General features: G+C 52.7%; 26 protein-coding genes. 12 read left to right on the top strand and 14 right to left on the bottom strand.

Annotated elements, in window-relative coordinates; translation table 11 throughout:
- Window positions 1–36: 36 nt before the first annotated feature.
- From fliZ to SB719_RS02075, 4 genes are all read right to left on the bottom strand, one after another.
- Window positions 37–540 (bottom strand): flagella biosynthesis regulatory protein FliZ, encoded by a 504-nt coding sequence (gene fliZ / locus SB719_RS02090; protein ID WP_065649049.1) that lies wholly within the window; start codon window positions 538–540, stop codon window positions 37–39.
- A gap of 48 nt (window positions 541–588) precedes the next feature.
- Window positions 589–1311: an RNA polymerase sigma factor FliA gene (locus SB719_RS02085; protein WP_039385048.1), complete on the bottom strand. Its 723-nt coding sequence runs from the start codon at window positions 1309–1311 to the stop codon at window positions 589–591.
- Window positions 1312–1451: 140 nt separating this feature from the next.
- Window positions 1452–2423, bottom strand: coding sequence for an HNH endonuclease signature motif containing protein (locus SB719_RS02080; protein WP_412158849.1), 972 nt, complete (start codon window positions 2421–2423; stop codon window positions 1452–1454).
- Window positions 2424–2576: 153 nt separating this feature from the next.
- The gene (locus tag SB719_RS02075; RefSeq protein ID WP_412158848.1) at window positions 2577–4064 is read right to left on the bottom strand and encodes a flagellin; all 1488 of its coding nucleotides are present in this window, start codon (window positions 4062–4064) and stop codon (window positions 2577–2579) included.
- A gap of 337 nt (window positions 4065–4401) precedes the next feature.
- On the opposite strand from SB719_RS02075, the gene fliD reads away from it, so the two are divergent.
- Genes fliD through fliT form a run of 3 tightly spaced genes read left to right on the top strand, consistent with a single transcriptional unit; the run spans window position 4402 to window position 6592 of the window.
- Window positions 4402–5823 carry a flagellar filament capping protein FliD gene (gene fliD, locus SB719_RS02070; protein WP_412158847.1) on the top strand — a complete coding sequence of 474 codons (1422 nt, stop codon included), beginning with the start codon at window positions 4402–4404 and terminating at the stop codon, window positions 5821–5823.
- Between the two features lie 9 nt (window positions 5824–5832).
- Window positions 5833–6213: a flagellar export chaperone FliS gene (gene fliS, locus SB719_RS02065; RefSeq protein ID WP_412158846.1), complete on the top strand. Its 381-nt coding sequence runs from the start codon at window positions 5833–5835 to the stop codon at window positions 6211–6213.
- 25 nt (window positions 6214–6238) lie between these two features.
- Window positions 6239–6592 carry a flagella biosynthesis regulatory protein FliT gene (fliT, locus tag SB719_RS02060; RefSeq protein WP_065649044.1) on the top strand — a complete coding sequence of 118 codons (354 nt, stop codon included), beginning with the start codon at window positions 6239–6241 and terminating at the stop codon, window positions 6590–6592.
- Window positions 6593–6632: 40 nt separating this feature from the next.
- On the opposite strand, the gene yedD is transcribed toward fliT, so the two are convergent.
- Window positions 6633–7100, bottom strand: a complete 468-nt coding sequence (yedD, locus tag SB719_RS02055; RefSeq protein WP_412158845.1) for a lipoprotein YedD — start codon at window positions 7098–7100, stop codon at window positions 6633–6635.
- 147 nt (window positions 7101–7247) lie between these two features.
- Between yedD and SB719_RS02050 the strand changes: the two genes are divergently transcribed.
- Together SB719_RS02050 and SB719_RS02045 are read left to right on the top strand one after the other, a co-directional pair.
- Window positions 7248–7571: a DUF6388 family protein gene (locus SB719_RS02050; RefSeq protein ID WP_039385062.1), complete on the top strand. Its 324-nt coding sequence runs from the start codon at window positions 7248–7250 to the stop codon at window positions 7569–7571.
- Between the two features lie 309 nt (window positions 7572–7880).
- Window positions 7881–8120 carry a DinI-like family protein gene (locus SB719_RS02045; RefSeq protein WP_065649042.1) on the top strand — a complete coding sequence of 80 codons (240 nt, stop codon included), beginning with the start codon at window positions 7881–7883 and terminating at the stop codon, window positions 8118–8120.
- Window positions 8121–8139: 19 nt separating this feature from the next.
- On the opposite strand, the gene SB719_RS02040 is transcribed toward SB719_RS02045, so the two are convergent.
- From SB719_RS02040 to SB719_RS02025, 4 genes are all read right to left on the bottom strand, one after another.
- Window positions 8140–8406 (bottom strand): hypothetical protein, encoded by a 267-nt coding sequence (locus SB719_RS02040; RefSeq protein ID WP_065649041.1) that lies wholly within the window; start codon window positions 8404–8406, stop codon window positions 8140–8142.
- A gap of 145 nt (window positions 8407–8551) precedes the next feature.
- Window positions 8552–8965, bottom strand: coding sequence for a hypothetical protein (locus SB719_RS02035; protein WP_412158844.1), 414 nt, complete (start codon window positions 8963–8965; stop codon window positions 8552–8554).
- 88 nt (window positions 8966–9053) lie between these two features.
- Window positions 9054–9344, bottom strand: a complete 291-nt coding sequence (locus tag SB719_RS02030; protein ID WP_065649039.1) for a hypothetical protein — start codon at window positions 9342–9344, stop codon at window positions 9054–9056.
- Entirely contained in the window at window positions 9325–9714 is a 390-nt protein-coding gene (locus SB719_RS02025) for a hypothetical protein (RefSeq protein ID WP_065649038.1), read from the bottom strand. Before SB719_RS02025 ends, SB719_RS02030 begins: the two co-directional genes overlap by 20 nt.
- A 140-nt stretch (window positions 9715–9854) precedes the next feature.
- Between SB719_RS02025 and SB719_RS02020 the strand changes: the two genes are divergently transcribed.
- Complete coding sequence (locus tag SB719_RS02020; RefSeq protein ID WP_293004542.1) at window positions 9855–10511, top strand: helix-turn-helix domain-containing protein; 657 nt, start codon at window positions 9855–9857, stop codon at window positions 10509–10511.
- A 40-nt stretch (window positions 10512–10551) separates the two neighbouring features.
- On the opposite strand, the gene SB719_RS02015 is transcribed toward SB719_RS02020, so the two are convergent.
- Window positions 10552–10797: a hypothetical protein gene (locus SB719_RS02015; RefSeq protein ID WP_065649036.1), complete on the bottom strand. Its 246-nt coding sequence runs from the start codon at window positions 10795–10797 to the stop codon at window positions 10552–10554.
- 242 nt (window positions 10798–11039) lie between these two features.
- On the opposite strand from SB719_RS02015, the gene SB719_RS02010 reads away from it, so the two are divergent.
- Window positions 11040–12251 carry a diguanylate phosphodiesterase gene (locus tag SB719_RS02010; RefSeq protein ID WP_292970878.1) on the top strand — a complete coding sequence of 404 codons (1212 nt, stop codon included), beginning with the start codon at window positions 11040–11042 and terminating at the stop codon, window positions 12249–12251.
- Window positions 12252–12282: 31 nt separating this feature from the next.
- Here SB719_RS02010 and SB719_RS02005 read toward each other — a convergent pair whose 3' ends face one another.
- Window positions 12283–12471 (bottom strand): hypothetical protein, encoded by a 189-nt coding sequence (locus SB719_RS02005; protein WP_065649034.1) that lies wholly within the window; start codon window positions 12469–12471, stop codon window positions 12283–12285.
- Window positions 12472–13585: 1114 nt separating this feature from the next.
- Between SB719_RS02005 and SB719_RS02000 the strand changes: the two genes are divergently transcribed.
- The 3 genes from SB719_RS02000 to SB719_RS01990 all read left to right on the top strand — a co-directional run bounded on the left by SB719_RS02000 (window position 13586) and on the right by SB719_RS01990 (window position 14625).
- Complete coding sequence (locus SB719_RS02000) at window positions 13586–13762, top strand: hypothetical protein (protein WP_292970875.1); 177 nt, start codon at window positions 13586–13588, stop codon at window positions 13760–13762.
- Window positions 13763–13846: 84 nt separating this feature from the next.
- Window positions 13847–14020, top strand: a complete 174-nt coding sequence (locus tag SB719_RS01995; protein ID WP_167350670.1) for a hypothetical protein — start codon at window positions 13847–13849, stop codon at window positions 14018–14020.
- A gap of 212 nt (window positions 14021–14232) precedes the next feature.
- Window positions 14233–14625 carry a YgiW/YdeI family stress tolerance OB fold protein gene (locus SB719_RS01990; protein ID WP_065649033.1) on the top strand — a complete coding sequence of 131 codons (393 nt, stop codon included), beginning with the start codon at window positions 14233–14235 and terminating at the stop codon, window positions 14623–14625.
- Window positions 14626–14673: 48 nt separating this feature from the next.
- Here SB719_RS01990 and SB719_RS01985 read toward each other — a convergent pair whose 3' ends face one another.
- The gene (locus SB719_RS01985) at window positions 14674–14985 is read right to left on the bottom strand and encodes a hypothetical protein (protein ID WP_304234757.1); all 312 of its coding nucleotides are present in this window, start codon (window positions 14983–14985) and stop codon (window positions 14674–14676) included.
- A gap of 392 nt (window positions 14986–15377) precedes the next feature.
- Between SB719_RS01985 and SB719_RS01980 the strand changes: the two genes are divergently transcribed.
- Window positions 15378–15635, top strand: coding sequence for a biofilm development regulator YmgB/AriR family protein (locus tag SB719_RS01980; protein WP_065649031.1), 258 nt, complete (start codon window positions 15378–15380; stop codon window positions 15633–15635).
- 31 nt (window positions 15636–15666) lie between these two features.
- Here the strand turns inward: SB719_RS01980 and umuC are convergent, their stop codons facing one another.
- Both umuC and umuD read right to left on the bottom strand, forming a co-directional pair.
- Window positions 15667–16929 carry a translesion error-prone DNA polymerase V subunit UmuC gene (gene umuC / locus SB719_RS01975; RefSeq protein ID WP_412158843.1) on the bottom strand — a complete coding sequence of 421 codons (1263 nt, stop codon included), beginning with the start codon at window positions 16927–16929 and terminating at the stop codon, window positions 15667–15669.
- On the bottom strand, window positions 16930–17352 hold the full coding sequence (gene umuD, locus SB719_RS01970; protein WP_065649029.1) for a translesion error-prone DNA polymerase V autoproteolytic subunit: 423 nt from the start codon (window positions 17350–17352) through the stop codon (window positions 16930–16932). It lies immediately after the preceding gene.
- Between the two features lie 279 nt (window positions 17353–17631).
- On the opposite strand from umuD, the gene SB719_RS01965 reads away from it, so the two are divergent.
- Window positions 17632–17958, top strand: coding sequence for a four-helix bundle copper-binding protein (locus tag SB719_RS01965; RefSeq protein ID WP_292970859.1), 327 nt, complete (start codon window positions 17632–17634; stop codon window positions 17956–17958).
- The last annotated feature ends 684 nt before the right edge of the window (window positions 17959–18642 follow it).

The raw sequence follows: 18642 nt of genomic DNA, 5'->3' as shown, positions 1-18642 counted from the left end.
GCGGCACAGATCACCGCAACGGACATCAATTATTGATCAGCCGCGCTGCCAGCCGAGGAACTGATCGTATTTGCGCAGTGCAATACGGTAGTTGTTATTACCGGCATCGGGCAGATCGTGCTGCAGACACTCATGCCAGCTATTGCCGGATAGATTTTCTGCCGGGAAATTTCTCGCTTTCAGCATGTCATCAAGTCGACGCAGGCGCACCACATATTCCCGAATCGTACTGTGGTTCATCTCGGTCTGTTCAAACAGATATTGTTTAAACGCCATGATGTCGAAGTAGTTCGGATGGGTATTACAAAAAATATCGCTGCAGAAACGGCATAGCGCTGTCAGTTCGGGCTGCAGCTTCATCCAGACCTGATCGTCAATCATCTGGTCCATACGGGCTATCGCCTCTTTATTAATGATCTGGCCACGAAATACCAGCGCCATACGATCTAATACCTTGCCACAGTGTGAACAGTTGCTTTGGCTATGTTTATAGTCTTTAAGATAACGACTTAACGGCCTGACTTTAATTTTGGCTCCCATTGCTGAGTCCCCGGTTTTTTTATTTTTGTTTCCCCAGGACTGAGTCTGTCAGCGCGCTCCCGCTAACCGGGCACGCAGGCGTTTGATCGCCTGACTGTGCAGCTGACTGACGCGGGATTCCCCCACTTCCAGCACCGCGCCAATCTCTTTCAGGTTCAGTTCTTCCTGGTAGTACAGTGTGAGCACGAGCTTTTCGCGTTCGGGCAACGCCTCGATTGCGTCAATCACGCGCTCACGCAGATTCCCTTCCATCAGCTGATGCAGCGGGTTTGCCTCTTCATGGCCCTCTGTCACCAGCTCCGCGCTGTCACCGTGCTCTTCCCGATACTCGTCATAAGAGAAGAGCTGGCTATTATTGGTATCCAGCAGGATCTGCCGGTACTCCTCCAGCGACACGTTCAGCTGCTGCGCCACCTCCTGCTCGGAGGCTGAGCGTCCGAGCGCCTGCTCCACCTGGTGCATGGCACCGGCTACCTCACGCGCGTTGCGCCGCACGCTGCGCGGCGCCCAGTCGCGGCTGCGCAGTTCGTCCAGCATGGCGCCGCGAATACGCTGCACGGCATAGGTGGTAAAGGCGGTGCCCTGCAGCGCGTCGTAGCGCTCCACGGCATTCAGCAACCCGATGCCCCCCGCCTGCAGCAGATCATCAAGCTCCACGCTGGCCGGCAGGCGCACCTGCAGACGCAGCGCTTCATGCCGCACGAGGGGAACGTAGCGCTGCCAGAGCGAATGTTTATCCATCACGCCGCCGGCGGTATAGAGATCGTTCACGTTGACTACCCTGCGTTAATTAAGTTATCGGCATGATTATCCAATTCTGTAGCGGTTTCGATTGGCAGAATAGGCGGGCAAAAGCGAGGTTATTTCAAATTAGTGATGGATGGCGGTGACGGACACCGCCGTTGCGGACGTTACCTGTTGCGCTGCTGCAAGCGCTGCCTTGTGGCAGGCGGCACCGCGCACCACAGCGCGCATATTTTGCCCGCCAGCGGCTGATAAGCGAAGCCGTCTTCCGCTTCACTCTCCAGCGCCGCGCTGAGCATCACCTGCCCGGTTTCACCATCAATGCTAATCAGTTTATTGCGGAACAGGCGCTGCAGATCGCTGCGTAAAAACAGGCCATTGTCGACGCTGTTATCCGCCAGCAGCCCCGCCTCGCTCTCGTCGGTGTTGATATGGCACGCCTCCACCCACGGCCAGCCGTGCGGTTCGGTAAGCGGCGTGCCGGTGATGACGCAGGCGCCGTAGCGCGCTTTCACCGCCGCCAGAAACGCCGCCTGGCTGGCGTGCTGCAGCACGCGGGTTTTCACCCGCCGCCCGACTTCGGTGCCGGGCATCACCGCGGCAGGCGCCGGCTGCTGCGGCGTACTCAGCACCACGATAAACTGCACGGCGCGCGACAGCGGAAAACAGGGGTGCGCCTGCGCGTCAAACAGCTGCCAGTACGCCTCCTCCTCCTGCTGACGCATCAGCACCAGCCGGTAGCCCCGGCTGGTGAGCAGGTTCTGCGCCGCCGCCGAGTGCGGATCGAGCATCGCATAGACCCGGCTCTCGCCCATGACTTTCCAGCGTCCCGCCTGGCTGGCGTCGTCGCTGCGGCGAAAATAGAGAAACGCCTGCTGCGTCTTCAGGTAGTGCTCAAAGCGGCGCAGATAGTTTTTGCGCTCGTTGTCATCGCTGATAAACAGCAGCTCCTCGAGCGGGCTGTTCAGCTCCTGCTGCGCAAACAGCGCGCGGATCACCAGATGGCGATAGCTCGCCGAGGGGCTCAGCAGGCCGCGTGCAGTGAGCGCCTTTTCGCCGGGATGCTGCTGCGCGTAACGCAGCGCGATCTCATCAAACGAGAGCAGCTCACCCGGTAACAGATCGTAGTTGAAGCGCATCGCCCCTCCCTGAGTGGAAAACGTGACCTATAGCGGAATGGTTCTGTAACAGATTATCGGCCGCGTGGCGGCAGGCTGTAGCAGACAGCTGCGGTTTTATACGCAAAAAAAAACCCCGCCGGAGCGGGGTTTTGACGCTTATGCAGTGAGCGATTAGCCCTGCAGCAGAGAGAGAACCTGCTGTGGAACCTGGTTCGCTTTCGCCAGCACGGAGTTACCCGCCTGCTGAACGATCTGCGCTTTAGACATGTTTGACACTTCAGTTGCGTAGTCCGCATCCTGGATACGGGACTGAGCTGAGGTCAGGTTAGTAGTGGTGTTGTTCAGGTTGGTGATAGCAGAGGCCAGACGGTTCTGCACCGCACCCAGACTTGAACGGAATTTGTCCACGGAAGCAATTGCCGCATCCAGCGCTTTCAACGGATCGGTGGTTTTTCCGTCAGCTACCGCCTCGACAGTATTGTCTTTGCTTGACAGGTTTGCACCTTCCAGCTCAGAAGCGTTATAGGTTTTTCCGGAAGCTACATCAGTGACAACTTCCGTTTTACCATCATCTCCGCCCAGTTTAACCACTGAATCAGCGACAACTTTTCCATCTGCATCGGTATAGCTTGCTACCGTTTTGGCTTTAACATCGCCAGTCGCTTCATCCACATCCGCTGCATACAGTTTGCCAGCCGCATCTTTCAGAGCGTAGGTGCTGGTATCTTTACCGTTTGCATCCTGCAGCTTGACCAGGCTAACCGCACCCAGAGAAGCGGTTGCTGTGTCAGTACCAATATCAACTGTTTGCCCAGCTGAGGTTGAAGTAATGGTCGTTTCTTTAGTAAGGCCAGTAGGAGTAGCTGCTTCTTTAGTTGCGCCTGTAGCCATGGTGACAGCACCAGTATTTGCAACAGTAACTGCGTAATATCCCGGGTTATCACCATTCTCAACTTTGGCAAAGTAGTTGCCGCCGGTATCTTTATAAACGCCTTCAATGGCTGGGTTGGTGCTACCAGTATCTGTAGCAGCAGCAGTAGACAATGTGGTTGCACTAAAGTTAATAGCGTTAGTAGTAGTAGTTCCGCCAACGGTAGTGATTGCTGCGCTGGTTTTAACAGCATCGTTATTTTTAACGCTGAAACCTGAGAGGTTCAGAGTAGAAGAGTCAATTTTTTTCAGGTCAACAGAGATGGTCTCACCATCGTTAGCGCCAACCTGAATTTTCATGCTGCCATCTTTTGCCAGCACGTTTACGCCGTTGAAGGTAGTCTGGCCCGATACGCGGTCAATCTCATCCAGACGGGATTTGATTTCGTCCTGGATGGATGCCTGATCAGAATCGGAGTTGGTACCGTTCTGCGACTGTACGGTCAGCTCACGGATACGCTGTAAGTTGTTGTTGATTTCAGACAGCGCGCCTTCAGTGGTCTGCGCAGCTGAGATACCGTCGTTGGCGTTGCGGGCTGCCTGCGTCAAACCTTTAATGTTAGACGTGAAACGGTTAGCGATAGCCTGGCCTGCTGCGTCATCTTTCGCGCTGTTGATACGCAGACCAGATGACAGACGCTCCATAGAAGAAGAGAGAGCAGACTGGTTTTTGTTGATGTTGTTCTGAGTGATCAGCGAGAGGCTGTTAGTGTTAATGACCTGGGCCATGATAAAGATTCCTGTTTAATCAAGTCTTTCGGTTAAGGTGTGGGCTTCAACCCGTCGGCTTCATCGCCGTCAAAGTTGTTATCGTCTGCCCCTGAACAACCTTTAGATTTTTTTTAGGACCGGGTGAATTTTTTTCGCTTCACCTGCCATGCTTCTGGTTATCGCCACCCGTTTGCGCTTCTTTAGCCCCGCTTAACCTTTTTTTTAGCGCCCGAATTACCTCCTTTACGCCCCTCTATTCCGTTTATTACTCATCGGTTATTAATTCTAAACTTTGTCGCGTTGACGCCGATAATTGCGCTATTCACTCTTTGCAGCGACAGGAAAAGGACACCATATGGCCAGTATCTCTTCTCTCGGCGTCGGCTCAGGCCTGAAGCTTGGCGATATTCTCGATAGCTTAACTAACGCCGAAAAAGCGAGCTTAAAGCCGATTAGCACCCAGCAGAGCGCCTATACCGCGAAACTCAGCGCCTACGGCGCGCTCTCAGGCGCGCTGACCGCATTTCAGACCGCTAACAGCGCGCTCAACAGCGCCGATGTCTTTAGCGCCACCACTGCAACCAGCAGCAGTACGGCGTTCAGTGCCACGACTTCCGGCAGCGTGGTGGCGGGTAAATACAGTATTAACGTGACGCAGCTGGCGCAGGCGCAGACGCTGACCTCGGAGGCGCAGAGCAGCAACAGCAGCGCGCTCGGCGACAGCGCCGCCAGCCGCACCCTGACCATCAAGCTTGCCGACGGCAGCAGCAAAGATATTGCGCTCACCAGCGACCAGACCTCGCTCACCGGCATGCGCGATGCGATCAATAAAGCGAACGCCGGCGTCTCTGCCAGCATTATTAAGAGCAATGAGGGTGAGTACCGCCTGTCGCTGACCGCGACCAAAACCGGTGAGGCGAACGCCGTCACCGCGGTCAGCGTCAGCGGCGACGACACGCTGCAGGCAGTGGTCGGCTTTGATCAAAATGATATCGCAGCGAACAACAAGCTCAGCGTCAGCGTCGCGGCGCAGAACGCAGAGCTCACCGTGAACAATATTCCGATCGTCAATAGCAGCAACAGCATCAGCGACGCGCTGGAGGGGATCACCCTGAACCTGACCGCGACCACCAGCGGCAGCCAGACGCTGACCGTGGCGCAGGACACGTCCAAAGCCACCACTGCGCTGAGCAACTTTGTTAAGGCCTATAACACGCTGCTCGATCAGTTCAGTACGCTGACTAAATACACCGCGGTGGAAAAAGGGGCCGACGCGCAGGACGGCAGCAACGGCGCGCTGGTTGGCGACAGCACCCTGCGCAGCATTCAGACGCAGATCAAGGGGCTGCTGACCAACTCCGCCAGCTCCTCCGCCTATAAAACGCTGGCGCAGATTGGTATTACCTCCGATCCCACCTCCGGCAAGCTCACGCTGGATGACAGCAAGCTGAAAACCGAGCTGGCGAAAGATCCGGACGGTATTAAAGAGATGATTGTCGGCGACGGCAAAAAAACCGGCATCACCACGCGACTGGCCGATAACCTTACGACCTGGCTCTCAAGTAAAGGGCCGATCCAGACCGCCAAAGATGGCGTCAGCAAAACGCTGAATGAGCTGACGCAGAAATATAACGACATGAACACGCGCATCAACGATCAAATTGCGCGTTATAAAACCCAGTTTACCCAGCTGGATCTCGCCGTCAGCAAGCTCAACAGCACCAGCGATTATCTGACGCAGCAGTTTGACAACATGACCAGCAGCTCGAACAAATAAGGAGTGACCATGTACGGGGCAAATGGCACGCAGGCCTATGCAAAAATTGGCGTTGAGAGCGCCGTAATGAGCGCCACCTCACCGCAGCTGATGACGCTGCTGTTTGATGGCGCCGTCAGCGCCGTGGTGCGCGCGCGCTTGTTTATACAAGACAATAATATTCAGAGCAAAGGCAGCGCCATCTCAAAAGCGATCAATATTATTGAGGCCGGCCTGAAACAGGGTCTGGATGAGGCGTCGGGCGATGAGCTGACGCTGAACCTTATCGGCCTTTACTCCTATATGGTCCGCCGTCTGGTTGAGGCGAACATCAGCAATGACGTGGCAGCGCTGGAAGAGGTTGAAACGCTGCTGCGCAATATCGCTGACGCCTGGAAAGAAGTCGCTTAATCTTAACTCTTTAGGACGCTATGTTATGACTACTGCACCGCACCTGATGCTGGCTTATCAGCAGATCCTCACCCTCAGCCACGGCATGCTGCGCCACGCCAGCCGCGGCGAGTGGGATGATTTGATTACTCACGAAATGGATTACGTCAGTGCGGTGGAGCGTCTGGCGCAGAGTACGGAAACCACGCCGCCGTCAGGTCAGCTGCAGGAGCAGCTGCGTCCGGTGTTGCGCCATATTCTGGACAATGAGAGCGAAGTGAAGCGTCTGCTGCAGGCGCGGATGGATGAGCTGACGCGGCTGGTCAGTCAGTCCTCAGTACAGAAATCGGTCATGCGTGCTTATGGCCAGCAGGGCGACGTCTGGCTGCCGCAGAGCTAAATGCCTGCCCTCTCCCGCCGGGAGAGGGTCTCTTACTGCGTTACTGCACGGTGTGTGCCGCGACCGGTTTCATCAGCTCTGGCTCAATATCCTGAATCACCGCCTCATCGGGCCGCTTCGCTACCTCTTCCAGCGCCTGCTGGCACTCCACGGTGGGCTGTTCCACTTTACGCAGGCGCAGACCATCATACTGCAATTCACCGTTTTCCAGCACCAGCGGCATCACGCGCGACTGGCGATTGACGTTGACCCAGTTGTCGCTCAGACGGGTCAGCTTGCCCGGTTTGGCAATCACCCGCTGCCACTGGCGGCAATCCAGCGTGTCGCCGTCGGCGGTGATAATCAGGCTGCCCAGCGCCTGGCCGCTGATAAGCTTGCTTTGCGGCCCGGCGGTCTGCCAGTTGCCCTGCAGCGCGGCCGGTGCCGGGGTTTTTACCGCATCACTGTAGCTGTTAATCTGCGCACACCCGCTGAGCGCGACGGCGGCCAGCACGATCCACTTTTTCATTTTGATTCCCTGTCCTCGCGTTAATGGCGGCTACGGTATAATTTTTCTCAGGCGTAAGGCAAGCGGTCTGCAGCAAAACCCGGCGCGCCTGACAACGCGCCAGGTTACCGTTACACTATGCGCCGAGTTAATGACCCGGAATAGAGCATGAAAACCCCTGAAGAGTACTATAGCCTGGCACGCAGCCTGTTTTTTACCGCCCACCCTACCTTTCAGGCCGCGCTGGATGAGCTGAGCGAAAGCGACGCCCGCGCGGCGAATATGTCACTGCGTGAACTGCGCGACTGGCATGCCGAACGTATCTATGCGGCTTTTATCCGCCAGAAAAAACTGGATGGTATTCTGTTCTCTATTCAGCTCGCCGAGCCGGATAAGGCGGTCGCCGCAGAGGCGATTGAAGCTTATCTGAAGACGCACGCTGAGGCGCTGGGTATGACGTGGGAAGAGTTTTGTATAAAGAATGAGCTGTAGCACTGCACGGCAGCGCGCAAAGTTGTACAACAGAGAAAATATAGTTGTACAAAGTAATATTTTTGTATAAGTTACGCACCATGACAACCGTCAAGGATTGTCCCTTAACGAATGGTGCGTGTGCGCCACCTCTGGAAGTGGTGCTGGTTTTCCACTTCCAGAGGTTCATTTTTTTCCCTGCTTTTTCCGGCAACCCTTCCTGATTCACCGGTGCGTACACTTTTTTCCCTTCTGTGCCGCCTGCGCCCCTTGCTACTGTTTTTATTTACAGTAATATGATGCCCTGACCTTATTTGATGGATGGTTCTGATGTTTGTAGAGCTGATTTACGACAAACGCAACGTCGCAGGCCTGCCCGGCGCGCGCGAAATGATTCAGGCTGAGCTCGAAAAGCGGGTGCAGCGTGTGTTTCCGGAGGCTGAAGTACGGGTAAAACCGATGGAGCGCAACGGGATCGAAACCGATTTAAGCAAAAACGATAAAGCGACCGTTGCGCGCATTGTCGAAGAGATGTTCGATGAGGCGGATATGTGGCTGGTGGCCGACTAGGCCACCCTGCCGTATGCGGTTAGCTCTCCTGCTCAATATGGTTAACCGCAATCTCTAAATCCTGAATTGTCTGATCAATATTCTCCAGCAGTTTACCCTGCTCGTTAATCAGCTGCTCAAAACGTCCTGCGTACTCTTTGTCTTTGTACTCACCGGCATCAAACGCCAGCCAGTGTGCAGAGAGCGTTTCAGTGTTGGTTTGCGCATAGTGACGCATCTCTTTAAGCTGTGAGGTAACATCGCGCAGGTACTCAGGTTTGGTTTTAATCGCTTCTGAATCGCTCATGCTATTTTCCTTTTTGCTTGTTTTGCCAGTTAAAATAACGTCTGAGTGATTAAAGATAGTCGATAATAGCGAAGCCGCACTAAGAATAATCGGAAGTCTGTGAACGGCTGAAGCTGACATCCCTGTCAGTATAGATGGCTGTACATCACAGGTATTTTCGCGCCAGCGTTATCAGTTCCGCTTTGGCTGCTTCCCCCAGCTGGCTCACGCCATGTTCAACAAACGTAAATGCCTGCACAAAATCCTTTACCCCGGCATCCAGTGCCGCTGCGGCCGGTGACGTTTTCTCCACAGCGTCTTGGGCCGGTAATACCGCCGGAGCAGCGTCCGTGCTGGCCGGTGTTGTCGCCAGCGGATCGTCTGCTGCTGGCTGCGCCGCTGTATCAGCCGGTACTCTCTCCTCTGTTGTCGCGGTGACTTCTGCGCCCGCTACGCTCCCCTCCGTTAACGCTGGCGCAGCAGAACTGGCCGGTGCCGTTTCGTTGGCAAAACTCTCCAGCGGGGACACATCGTGCGGCTCCGCTGCTGCTGCCGGGTTAATGCTCTGTTGTTCACTCATGGTACTCTCCTTCTTCCGGGTTAACGATCGCCGCTGCCGTAGCCATACCGCGATCTGACTGGTAATACTCATCAGCGCCTCCCTGCTGCTAGCTGCTGCGTTTAGCCGGTCTGGCCTTTTCCCGCACCACTATTCCGTCAATTTTTAGCTGCAGTTCTGCCAGCTGCTCCGTCAGTTCAGCCACCCGCGCTTCGCGCCGGTCAGAGATTTGCCGGTACTCTTCCCGGATATTTTCGACGCGCTGGTTAGCCTCATTGCTGACGTAGATAAACATGGCGGTCATACCGATGCATATCAGCGATAACAGCAGCATCATTCCTCCCAGCAGTAGCTGACGCCGGTGGTTTCTTATCGTAAATTCACTGTTTATCTGCACCATCACGATTCTCCTCAAGCGTGGTTATCAGTTGATTGATCTGAGTGCGAAGTTTATCGCTGTGATCGGTTTCCGTTGTGGCCAGCAAAATGCCCAGCGCATTTTTTATCAGGCGCAGATCGGTCTCCAGTGAAGAGATGCGGCGCAGATTGCGATCGTGGCGAATGCGCAACTCATCGTTCTCCTGCCGCATCAGCGCATGACTCTCTTTCAGTAACATCACCTGCTCTTTGTAACTGGTGATAATCTCTCCGCCTGCACGATTGCTGGTTACGATGGTTGCTATGCCGGCCAGTAATGGTTTCCAGAACACCGCGGCTGCACCACCGCCGAGAAGCAGTGCGCCAACGCTGGTGATCATACTACTCTCCATGCCTTACCTCTCAGTACTGGCAAGGGCTCCGCCCGGAATACACTGACCTCCCCTTGCCAGTCATATGGTCAGTGTATTTTAAGTTTACTTTAATCAATTAATTTAAGTATACTTAAGTAAATCTTTCAGGAGTTGTCAAGATGCAGAATCAGGAAACGCCAGGCCAGCGTATTCGCGCTCGCCGTAAAATACTGAAACTCACCCAGCAGCAGCTGGCGGCAGACGTCGGGGTGTCGCACGTAGCCATTTCACAATGGGAAAAAAATGAGACGCTGCCGCGCGGCGAACACCTGCTCCGGCTGGCAGAGCTGCTACAGTGCCCGGCGGCATGGCTGTTTGATGGTGAGGGGGAACCGTTTGCGGTCGTCAGCAGCCACAGCAGCGTGCGGGCTGTGCCGCTGCTGACGCTGCAGCAGGTCACCGGGTGGCTGGATGAGACCCGCCTGCAGCTGCAGCGGGAAGCGGATCGCTTCCTCTACTGTGACAGTGCGGTAAGCGACAGTGCCGTCGCCGTTCAGCTGAACGATCATTCCATGCAGCCAGCCTTTCTGCCCGGCGATTTGCTGATATTTGAACCACAGCGATCTGCAGCACCCGGTGAGGTTGTGCTGGCGCTGTATGCCGGGCAGGCGCTGGTCAGAATGTTACGGGTGCACTCTCCTTCTCAGAACGAAGAGCATTTTTTATTGCGACCGGTTAATGAAGATTATCCTGTGCTGCGCACGGACAGACATGATGTGCAGATTATCGGCGTGCTGGCTGAGCAGCGCCGGCGTTACCGCGCTGACGATCGGTAAAAACCCGCACGGGGCGGGTGTGGCATAGGGTATTTACCTGTTACAGAACGTCGGTCAGGCGATCGATAACAACCCGGCCTGATGCATCCGTCTGCGTAATACGGTAGTTCACATTCCATGAGCGGCGGGTAGTAAATCTGTCGCTCAGCACGACGCTTCCTTTTGCCCTGCCCTGGCTGTCTGTGATCTGCCAGCGGGTAGTGGCTTCCCGATCCTGCCTCGCAGCCTGTGTATCCTGCTCAATCAGACGATCTTCTGCATCCAGTTTTAAGTAATCGCGTAACATTTTATTCCTCCGGCTAACGCCGTTTAAGATACGCATTTCGTTAATCTATTCAATCGAAAATATTTATCTTTAGTGCATATTCATTTCGTCCGATTGATAAATTGAATTGACGCCTGTTATGCCGCCGCGCTTATCAGATAAATAGGTAAACTTTATGCTGATTTAGCCTCTCCGGGCTGGACATCTTTGCCGGTTCGACGGTTAATGTAGAGGCTTAAATAACGTTCCGGCAGGACAATTGCATGCTGACCACTATTCTTTACCGCAGCCATCTTGATGAACATGTTCCCGTCAGGGTTCTTGAAGATATTGTGGCCCGCGCAAACACCAAAAATGCGCTGTCGGACATAACCGGCATTTTATTATTTGATGGCCGGCATTTCTTTCAGCTTCTGGAAGGACCGGATCGCGCTGTCAGGCATATCTATGAGCGTATTCGTCAGGATGCACGTCATCACAACCTGGTAGAGCTGATGCATGATTTTGCGCCGGCGCGCCGCTTTGGTAATACCGGTATGGAGCTGTTTGATCTGCGTCAGCACGCCAGAAGCAGCGTGCTGCAGGCCGTACTTGATAAAGGTACGTCACGCCATCAGCTGACCTACGACGATCGTGCACTGCAGTTTTTGCGCACCTTTGTTGAGGCGCGTGAAAAAGAGAACTATTTTGAAATCCCCCCGGCGAACACGTGGGAGTTTGTCGAAGATGATACAGCACGCCGCGAGCTGAATGATTTTCAGCATTTCATTCAGGATTGCCGCTTTGCTTTCCAGCCTATTGTGGATCCCTTTTCACGGCGCATTGCTGCCTATGAAGCGCTGATCCGCACGCCTTCCGGCGGTGCGCCGGAAGAGTATTTCGCCGCCTTTGGTGGTGATGCGGTTTATCGGGCCGATATTCAGTCAAAAAGCCTGGCATTCAATCTCGCCAGCAAGCTCGGGCTGGGGCAGCATACACTCACTATTAATCTGCTGCCGATGTCTCTGGTGACCGTACCCCATGCGGTAGATTTTTTGCTTGCAGAGATCCACGCCAGCGGTCTCATTCCTGAGCAAATCGTGGTGGAAGTCACAGAGAATGAAATCATTTCACGCGCCGATGAATTTACAGCGGAAGTCCGGAAGTTAAAGGCTGCCGGTATCAGTCTGGCGCTGGATGATTTTGGTGCCGGCTTTGCCGGACTCTCTCTGCTGGCAAAATTTCAGCCCGATAAAATAAAAATCGATCGTGAAATTATCAGTGACGTTCATAAAAGCGGCCCGAAGCAGGCAATTGTGCATGCGATTATTAAATGCTGCGCTTCACTGGAAATTGCCGTAGTGGCCGAAGGCGTTGAAAAAGCAGAAGAGTGGATGTGGCTTGAAGCAGCCGGTATTAATCAGTTTCAGGGCTATCTTTTTGCGCGGCCAATGCTGAATGCATTTCCGTCAATCGCATGGCCTGAAATCAGATAGCATCCGTCAGAAGCGCATCTCTGACTACGATTTACTGCGCCTGCAGCTGCTTTGCAGGCGCATCAAGCCGCTCGCTGAGGATGACATACTTCATCATTTCAAAGGTGCGCTGCGTCATTGGAACCGCGCTGCAGGGACGAAACCAGCCAAACTGCCGCTGATAGAACCATACCTCCGGGTAGCGCTCACCATCTTTCACCCAGTAATATCCATCTTTCATAAGCCTGCTCGCCTCTGTTTCAGCACTGACATTTACCGCCGCTGTTCACGGCATCTGTAAGTGTAGCAGCTGTCATTCTGTTCGCGGTAAAGCGGAGCGACTCCCGATAGCAACAGCAAACGATCAGGCTGCCATTACCGGTTACCGTCCCGCGCCTGTTTTGCTGGCAGCCAGTTCAGAATGCGGAAATAAATCTGGTTATTAACGCGCTCTTTGTTTCAGAAAAACGACAGGAATACCGGGTTCATTGTCCTGACAACTTTGTATGAAATAGATTTTGTTTTTCATGAAAAGAGGATAATCATATTCAGCTGTAAATCTGCTATGAATTATATTCATCTATGGAGTTTTGTTTTCTATTACTCAGCAGCGTATTACGCGGTTAATTATACAGCTGTAAAACTCATTTACTGTTTCAGTCCCGAGCGGGCCTGGCCAGTCAGATAAAAAGGCGCCTGATAACGCCATACATAACACCTGAAGTTATACATGATTTCTCCATTCGTATAAGTTGCGCTTTATCAATTTGTGCGGTCAGATGAGATCGTACTTTTTATTTCAAACGCGCATAATTTCAGTGCTCCCGATTTTGTCTCGCCTATCATCAGCTTAATCAGCCCTGAGCCTTCTCTTTTGTTTAAAATTAAAGCAAAACGCAACGCCTTTTCGTTACGGGAATTAAAACACCAGACGCTTCTATACAATCAGCGCAAACCTGTACAACTTTGATGAGCTGTACAACTTAGCCTGACTCCGTGTAAAGTGTGAAATCGATTTCGGCCGTTAAATGTAAACCTGGCAGTGAAAGCCGAAGCCTGTCTGGCACGGCATTGCTGTTAATCGGAAAGCGCAGGCAGGCTGACCGTTAACCCCCGGATAACAGGCTTCTGCTGTGCTGCACCTGGTAATGAAATTCAGACTGATAATGAACAGGAGCCGTATTCTGGTTAATGCAGATACGTATGTTGTGCATAGCCAGAGGATATTCGGCACCTCACAAGGTAAGTTGTAAAATAAGCGAAGCGGTAAACAAGATTGATTATCGACTTTACCTGATACATCATTTTGCGGAAATTTAAGAAGGCGTGCCTTCATTCATTTCTGGAGAGCACTAATGGAAACGGGTTTTTACTGGGTGGGTAGCAGAACAACTGAGCCAGAGGTCTGGTTCTGGGATGCGGGGCGCGGCTTTTACCGGCCCATGGAGCCAATACCTCTCTCTCTGGCGCGCTTTAAATCCGCGGGCTTTGTGCTTCTCAGCGAGAAACTGACGCCTCCTGAAGAGCACTGACGGCACATTTTTCTGTAGAGAATGGCGCGCAGTGCTGTTAAGCGTAGCGCAGCTGAACTATAGTCCTCGCAGGAGGATAAGACGATGCAGGAAGGCTATTACTGGGTGGAATCAGCCACAACGGAACCGGAAGTGTGGTATTACGCGGGAGAGCACAACCCGCGATGGTTTGGCCCAGGCAAAAAAGAGCCGCTTGATGCTGACGCCTTTGCCGGATCAGGCTATCGGGTTATCAGTGGCCGGCTTTCGCTGCCCTGACTGTCTGCACATAACCAGACGGCTGCTCAGCGCAATAAAAAAGCCAGACCGGGTGCTGGCTTTTTTATTGCTGTACAAATGTACCCACGCGATGCCTCCTTTCTTCTTCTGTATACCTTTTGTTCAGACGCTCTATTAATTTTGCTCTCCCCCTGCTCCCCGGCGAAACCTGTGCCATGCTTAACGGGTCGATTGACTTCAAGGAGAGTGACATGAATAAAATTACATGGGCTGCTGTGATGCTGTGTCTGAGCTTTGGCGCTTACGCTGAAAAAGGGGGATTTGAAGCGGGTGAAACGCCGCCGCCGCAGCATAAAGAAGATGCAGGCTATAAAGGATCAGAAGATACCGGTCAGACGCGCGTGTCGCTGATCCGCGATTTCCGTCAGGGCGGATACGTAACCCTTGAAGGGTACATCCTCAAAAAGATCGGTGATAACAGCTATCAGTTCCGCGACAGCTCAGGCACCGTGCGTATTGATGCACCTGCTGAGACCTTTAAAGGTAAAACCTATGATGCCACCGACAAAATCCGCGTCAGCGGTAAAGTCTATGGCAAAGGCAACAGTGCGCACCTGAAAGTTTCCCGTATTGATGAGCCCTGATATCAGGCTGAAAAATTATTGCCGATCGTCACGATCGGCAGTGTTTTATCAGGCGCTGATTTGCCGGTAATACTGTACTGCAGTGTTTTTTCTGCTCTTTACCCGATAACGCGCGTGATTGATAACGGTGATCCATGAAGGATGAGCCGTATTGCGGCTACAGTTATCAAGGACCGCCAGCAGCTCACCCCACATCTCGATTTGCTCCGTTTTATCAACGGTCATCCCCTCTTTCATAGTCTGAATAACCGCATCGACCTGGTGTTTTACGTCGCTAAGATCTTTTCCTGTCTGGTGAGCGGCAGCAAGTTTACGAATCGCCAAAGCGTACAGATTGATACTGACCTGTTGTGAGTGCATGCGCACCTCTGTTGATTATTGGTCTGAGCATTAAAAGTAGCCTGACTTACAGATTTCGCGCTGCGTTTAGCAAAATAAAATGGGTGAAAATCCGCTCCCGGCCTCTGCCGGATTAACCGCGCACAAAATTTCTCTTTCAGCGCGGTTCGTGTGAAGATTATGCGCTTTGTTCCGCGCTGCACTAACGTCCTGCTTATAAAGGAAATGATCGATCCAAAAAATAGCGCGCCTATTTTGATGCATATCATTTACACGTACGACCACACAAAAGAGCGCTGAGCGAGTTGTACAACTACGGGAATCTTGTATAAGTTTATTGCAGCGCGGAGGGCATACGCTTTTGTGACCGCCAGACAATAACATGTGTGATTTCTCTTTTTGTGAGGCTTAATATGAAACAGCTTGCTACCCCGGAGTCTCAGCTCAGCGACTACTTTAAAACTACCGGTGAACAGTATCTGAGTGAACGTGTGATCATCTCTGAAATCCGGCTTGAACTGACCACACGCAAGATCCGCGTGACGAACAAAGATATCATTCTGGCCCTGATCATGCGGCTTGAAGCGGAACAGGATATTGTGAAACAGGATATCTACCGCAATGCGCTGGAAATTGTGATCCAGCGTACGCCTGAAGATATGGGTAACTGAATGTCAAAGCCGGGTAATTGAAACAGGGACGTTATTTCGCGACCGGTAAATCGGCGTAACGCGTCGTGTAAGACGGGGACAACATTTCCTGCTTCATCGCCCAGGGTTTCGCGATCCCCTGCCCTGCAAACCACAGTTGCCCCCTGCCTTCCTGGTTGACCTTATCCATTACCTGCATCAGGGCTGCGCTGTTTGCGCGCGGCTGGAACTCATCAAACAGGTTAAGCTGCGCCACGCCCTGGCTAAAAAAATCGCCCAGCATGACGCCCGCTTTCATATATCTCCGGCCCTCGAGCCAGATACGATCCAGCGCGTCTGTCGCCACGCGGATAATATCCCGGCTGTCGTGAGTCGGGATAGCCAGCCTGCCCAGCGCCTGATTGCCGTAAAATACCTCATCGTCGGCGTGCGGACTGGTGCGGATAAACACCGCTATCTGCCGGCAATATTGGCGTTCTGCTCTGAGCTTTTCAGCGGCCCGTACTGCAAAATTGCAGACTACCTCGCGCATATCGCGATATTCAGTAATGCGTGAACCAAAGGAGCGTGAGCACACTATCTGCTGTTTGTCAGGTGCTAACGCTTCCAGCTCAAGGCAGGATTCACCACGCAGCTCTCTGACCGTGCGTTCCAGCACCACGCTGAAGTGCTTACGGATAACCCAGGTGCTTTGATCAGCCAGATCTTTAGCCGTGATCACGCCCATCGCGTTCAGCTTTTTACTGAGACGCCGGCCCACTCCCCATACTTCTTCTACCGGCACCAGTGCCATGAGTCTGCGCTGCCGTTCTGCATCTGACAGATCCACCACCCCGCCGGTTTTGGTCCATTTTTTAGCTGCATAGTTAGCCAGTTTTGCCAGCGTTTTAGTCTGAGCAATACCCACCCCTGTGAGCAGGTGCATCTCCTGGTATATCCGCTGCTGGATCGCTCTGCCATAGGTTTCCAGCGATGTGTAGCGCTGCATCCCGGTCAGATCCATAAATGCTTCATCAATCGAGTAGATTTCAACGGCTGTCGCCATCTCCTCCAGCGTGGTCATCACCCGGTCACTCATATCGGCATAAAGCGCATAATTAGAGCTGAACACCCGCACATTGTGACGCATCAGTTCATCTTTCATTTTGAAATAGGGCGCGCCCATTTTGATACCCAGCTTTCTGGCCTCAGCCGACCGGGCGATCACGCAGCCATCGTTGTTACTCAGCACCACAACCGGCTCGCCTTTCAGATCCGGCCGGAATATCTTTTCACACGACGCATAGAACGCGTTAACGTCCACCAGCGCGAACATCTAGGGGCCTATCGTCTTAATGGCATGTCTGACCACACCAAAAATTTCAAACTGATCGGCGTCCTCAATTGCAATGATCGCATGCGCCGCATTCATGGGCCTGAGATGCAGAAACGGGCGCAGCATAAGCTGTTTAACTGTAAATTCGCCACAGACTGAAGCGACTACCACATCACCGTGTCCGGCTTTGAGCGAGCTGTCTACCACCAGCATATCGCCGTCGTTGATGCCCCCTTCAATCATTGAGTCACCGCTGACCTTAATGAAATATGTCGCGCTGGGATGCTGTACAAGCAACCTGTTCAGGTCGATTCGCTGCTCAACGTAGTCCTGAGCCGGCGACGGAAAACCGCAGGGAACGCGGCTGACATAAAGCGGTAATTCAAGGATGGCGCGGATGTCCGCCGGGTGTAAAAGCTCCATATCCATGGTCTCAAAATGATTACTGTATATAAATACAGTAATAGCAGTTCCCGTAAACGATCAAGCAAATACGCCTGATGTTTTTGTAAAGCCTGTGCAGATAAGACAAATTGAGTGAATTACAGGCGCAAATTGATGAATGTTCGCGCGGCTTACTCTTCGGCGCGCGTGCCAGTCACAAAATGAGCGCCGTGCTGAAAACGTTATTAACATATTCACAATTTGCATAATTGGGGATTTTTTCCAGGCTTATCAGGTAACCCTAACCGAGGAGAAGATATGTTGGATCAATACAAACAGTGCATTGAAGCCTGCTACCTCTGTGCAGCCGCCTGTGATAACTGTGCCGTTTCATGTCTTGAAGAGGAAAATCCGGAGATGATGCGGGAGTGTATCCGGATGGATATGCAGTGTGCGAATATCTGCCGTCTCGCCGCACAGTTTATGACGCTGAAGAGTGAGTTTGCGCCCGCACTCTGCCAGCTTTGTGCAGAGATTTGCCAGAAATGCGGCGATGAGTGTGGTCAGCACCAGCACGATCACTGCCAGGCATGCGCGAAAGCCTGCCATCACTGCGCGGAACTGTGCCGCCAGATGGCTGCATAATCGCGAAGCCTGAAAACCCGCTTACCGGCGGGTTTTGAGATGCGCCTCACTAAAGCGACACTATTCAGCAGCGCTGCCGCTATCAGGCAAGTTAGTCAGCAACGGCGTTTGCTGACTGATGACAGATATCCTTTGCGCTGCCCTTTATGGTTGCCTCTCTAATGCAAATTTGTTCATTTTTGATGCAGGAGCTTTTATCCGGCGAATGCATGCCAGAGATTATTTTGCCTGAGCTGCCAATGAGCACCTATGGTCTTATCAGCTATTGCTGATCTTTAACCAGGGCTTTTTGTTCCCGGCATCTCCAGTAAAACTAAATCAATTATCTGCTCTTAAACGCGCCATATGCAGTGCATAAAAGCGTTAATATAACTATGCCCGCCATCTTTCTATTCCAGGCCGATAACGTGAATAACATCTTCTCGCGTCACTGCGCCGCTTTTTATTAACCCTCTGGAAATCTGACGTAATTTGTCATCCTATCCATTTCTTAATCACGCCTGATATATTCAGGCGCATATGTGCCTTTTATAAGCTGCAACCCGGTAGAAAGCTGAAGTCCGGATATGCCACATCAGTGTCCCACATTAAATCCGCACAGCAAAAAAACACTTTAAAATCAAACACTTAAAACAACTAAACCTGCATATTCATAATATCACTTGGCAGTTTTTAGTATGTGAG

The organism is Pantoea sp. SIMBA_079 (genome assembly GCF_046940275.1).
GTDB classification, from domain to species: domain Bacteria; phylum Pseudomonadota; class Gammaproteobacteria; order Enterobacterales; family Enterobacteriaceae; genus Pantoea; species Pantoea borealis.
Note: the sequence above shows the minus strand (reverse complement) of the source record. Positions and strands in the feature narration are given on the sequence as shown.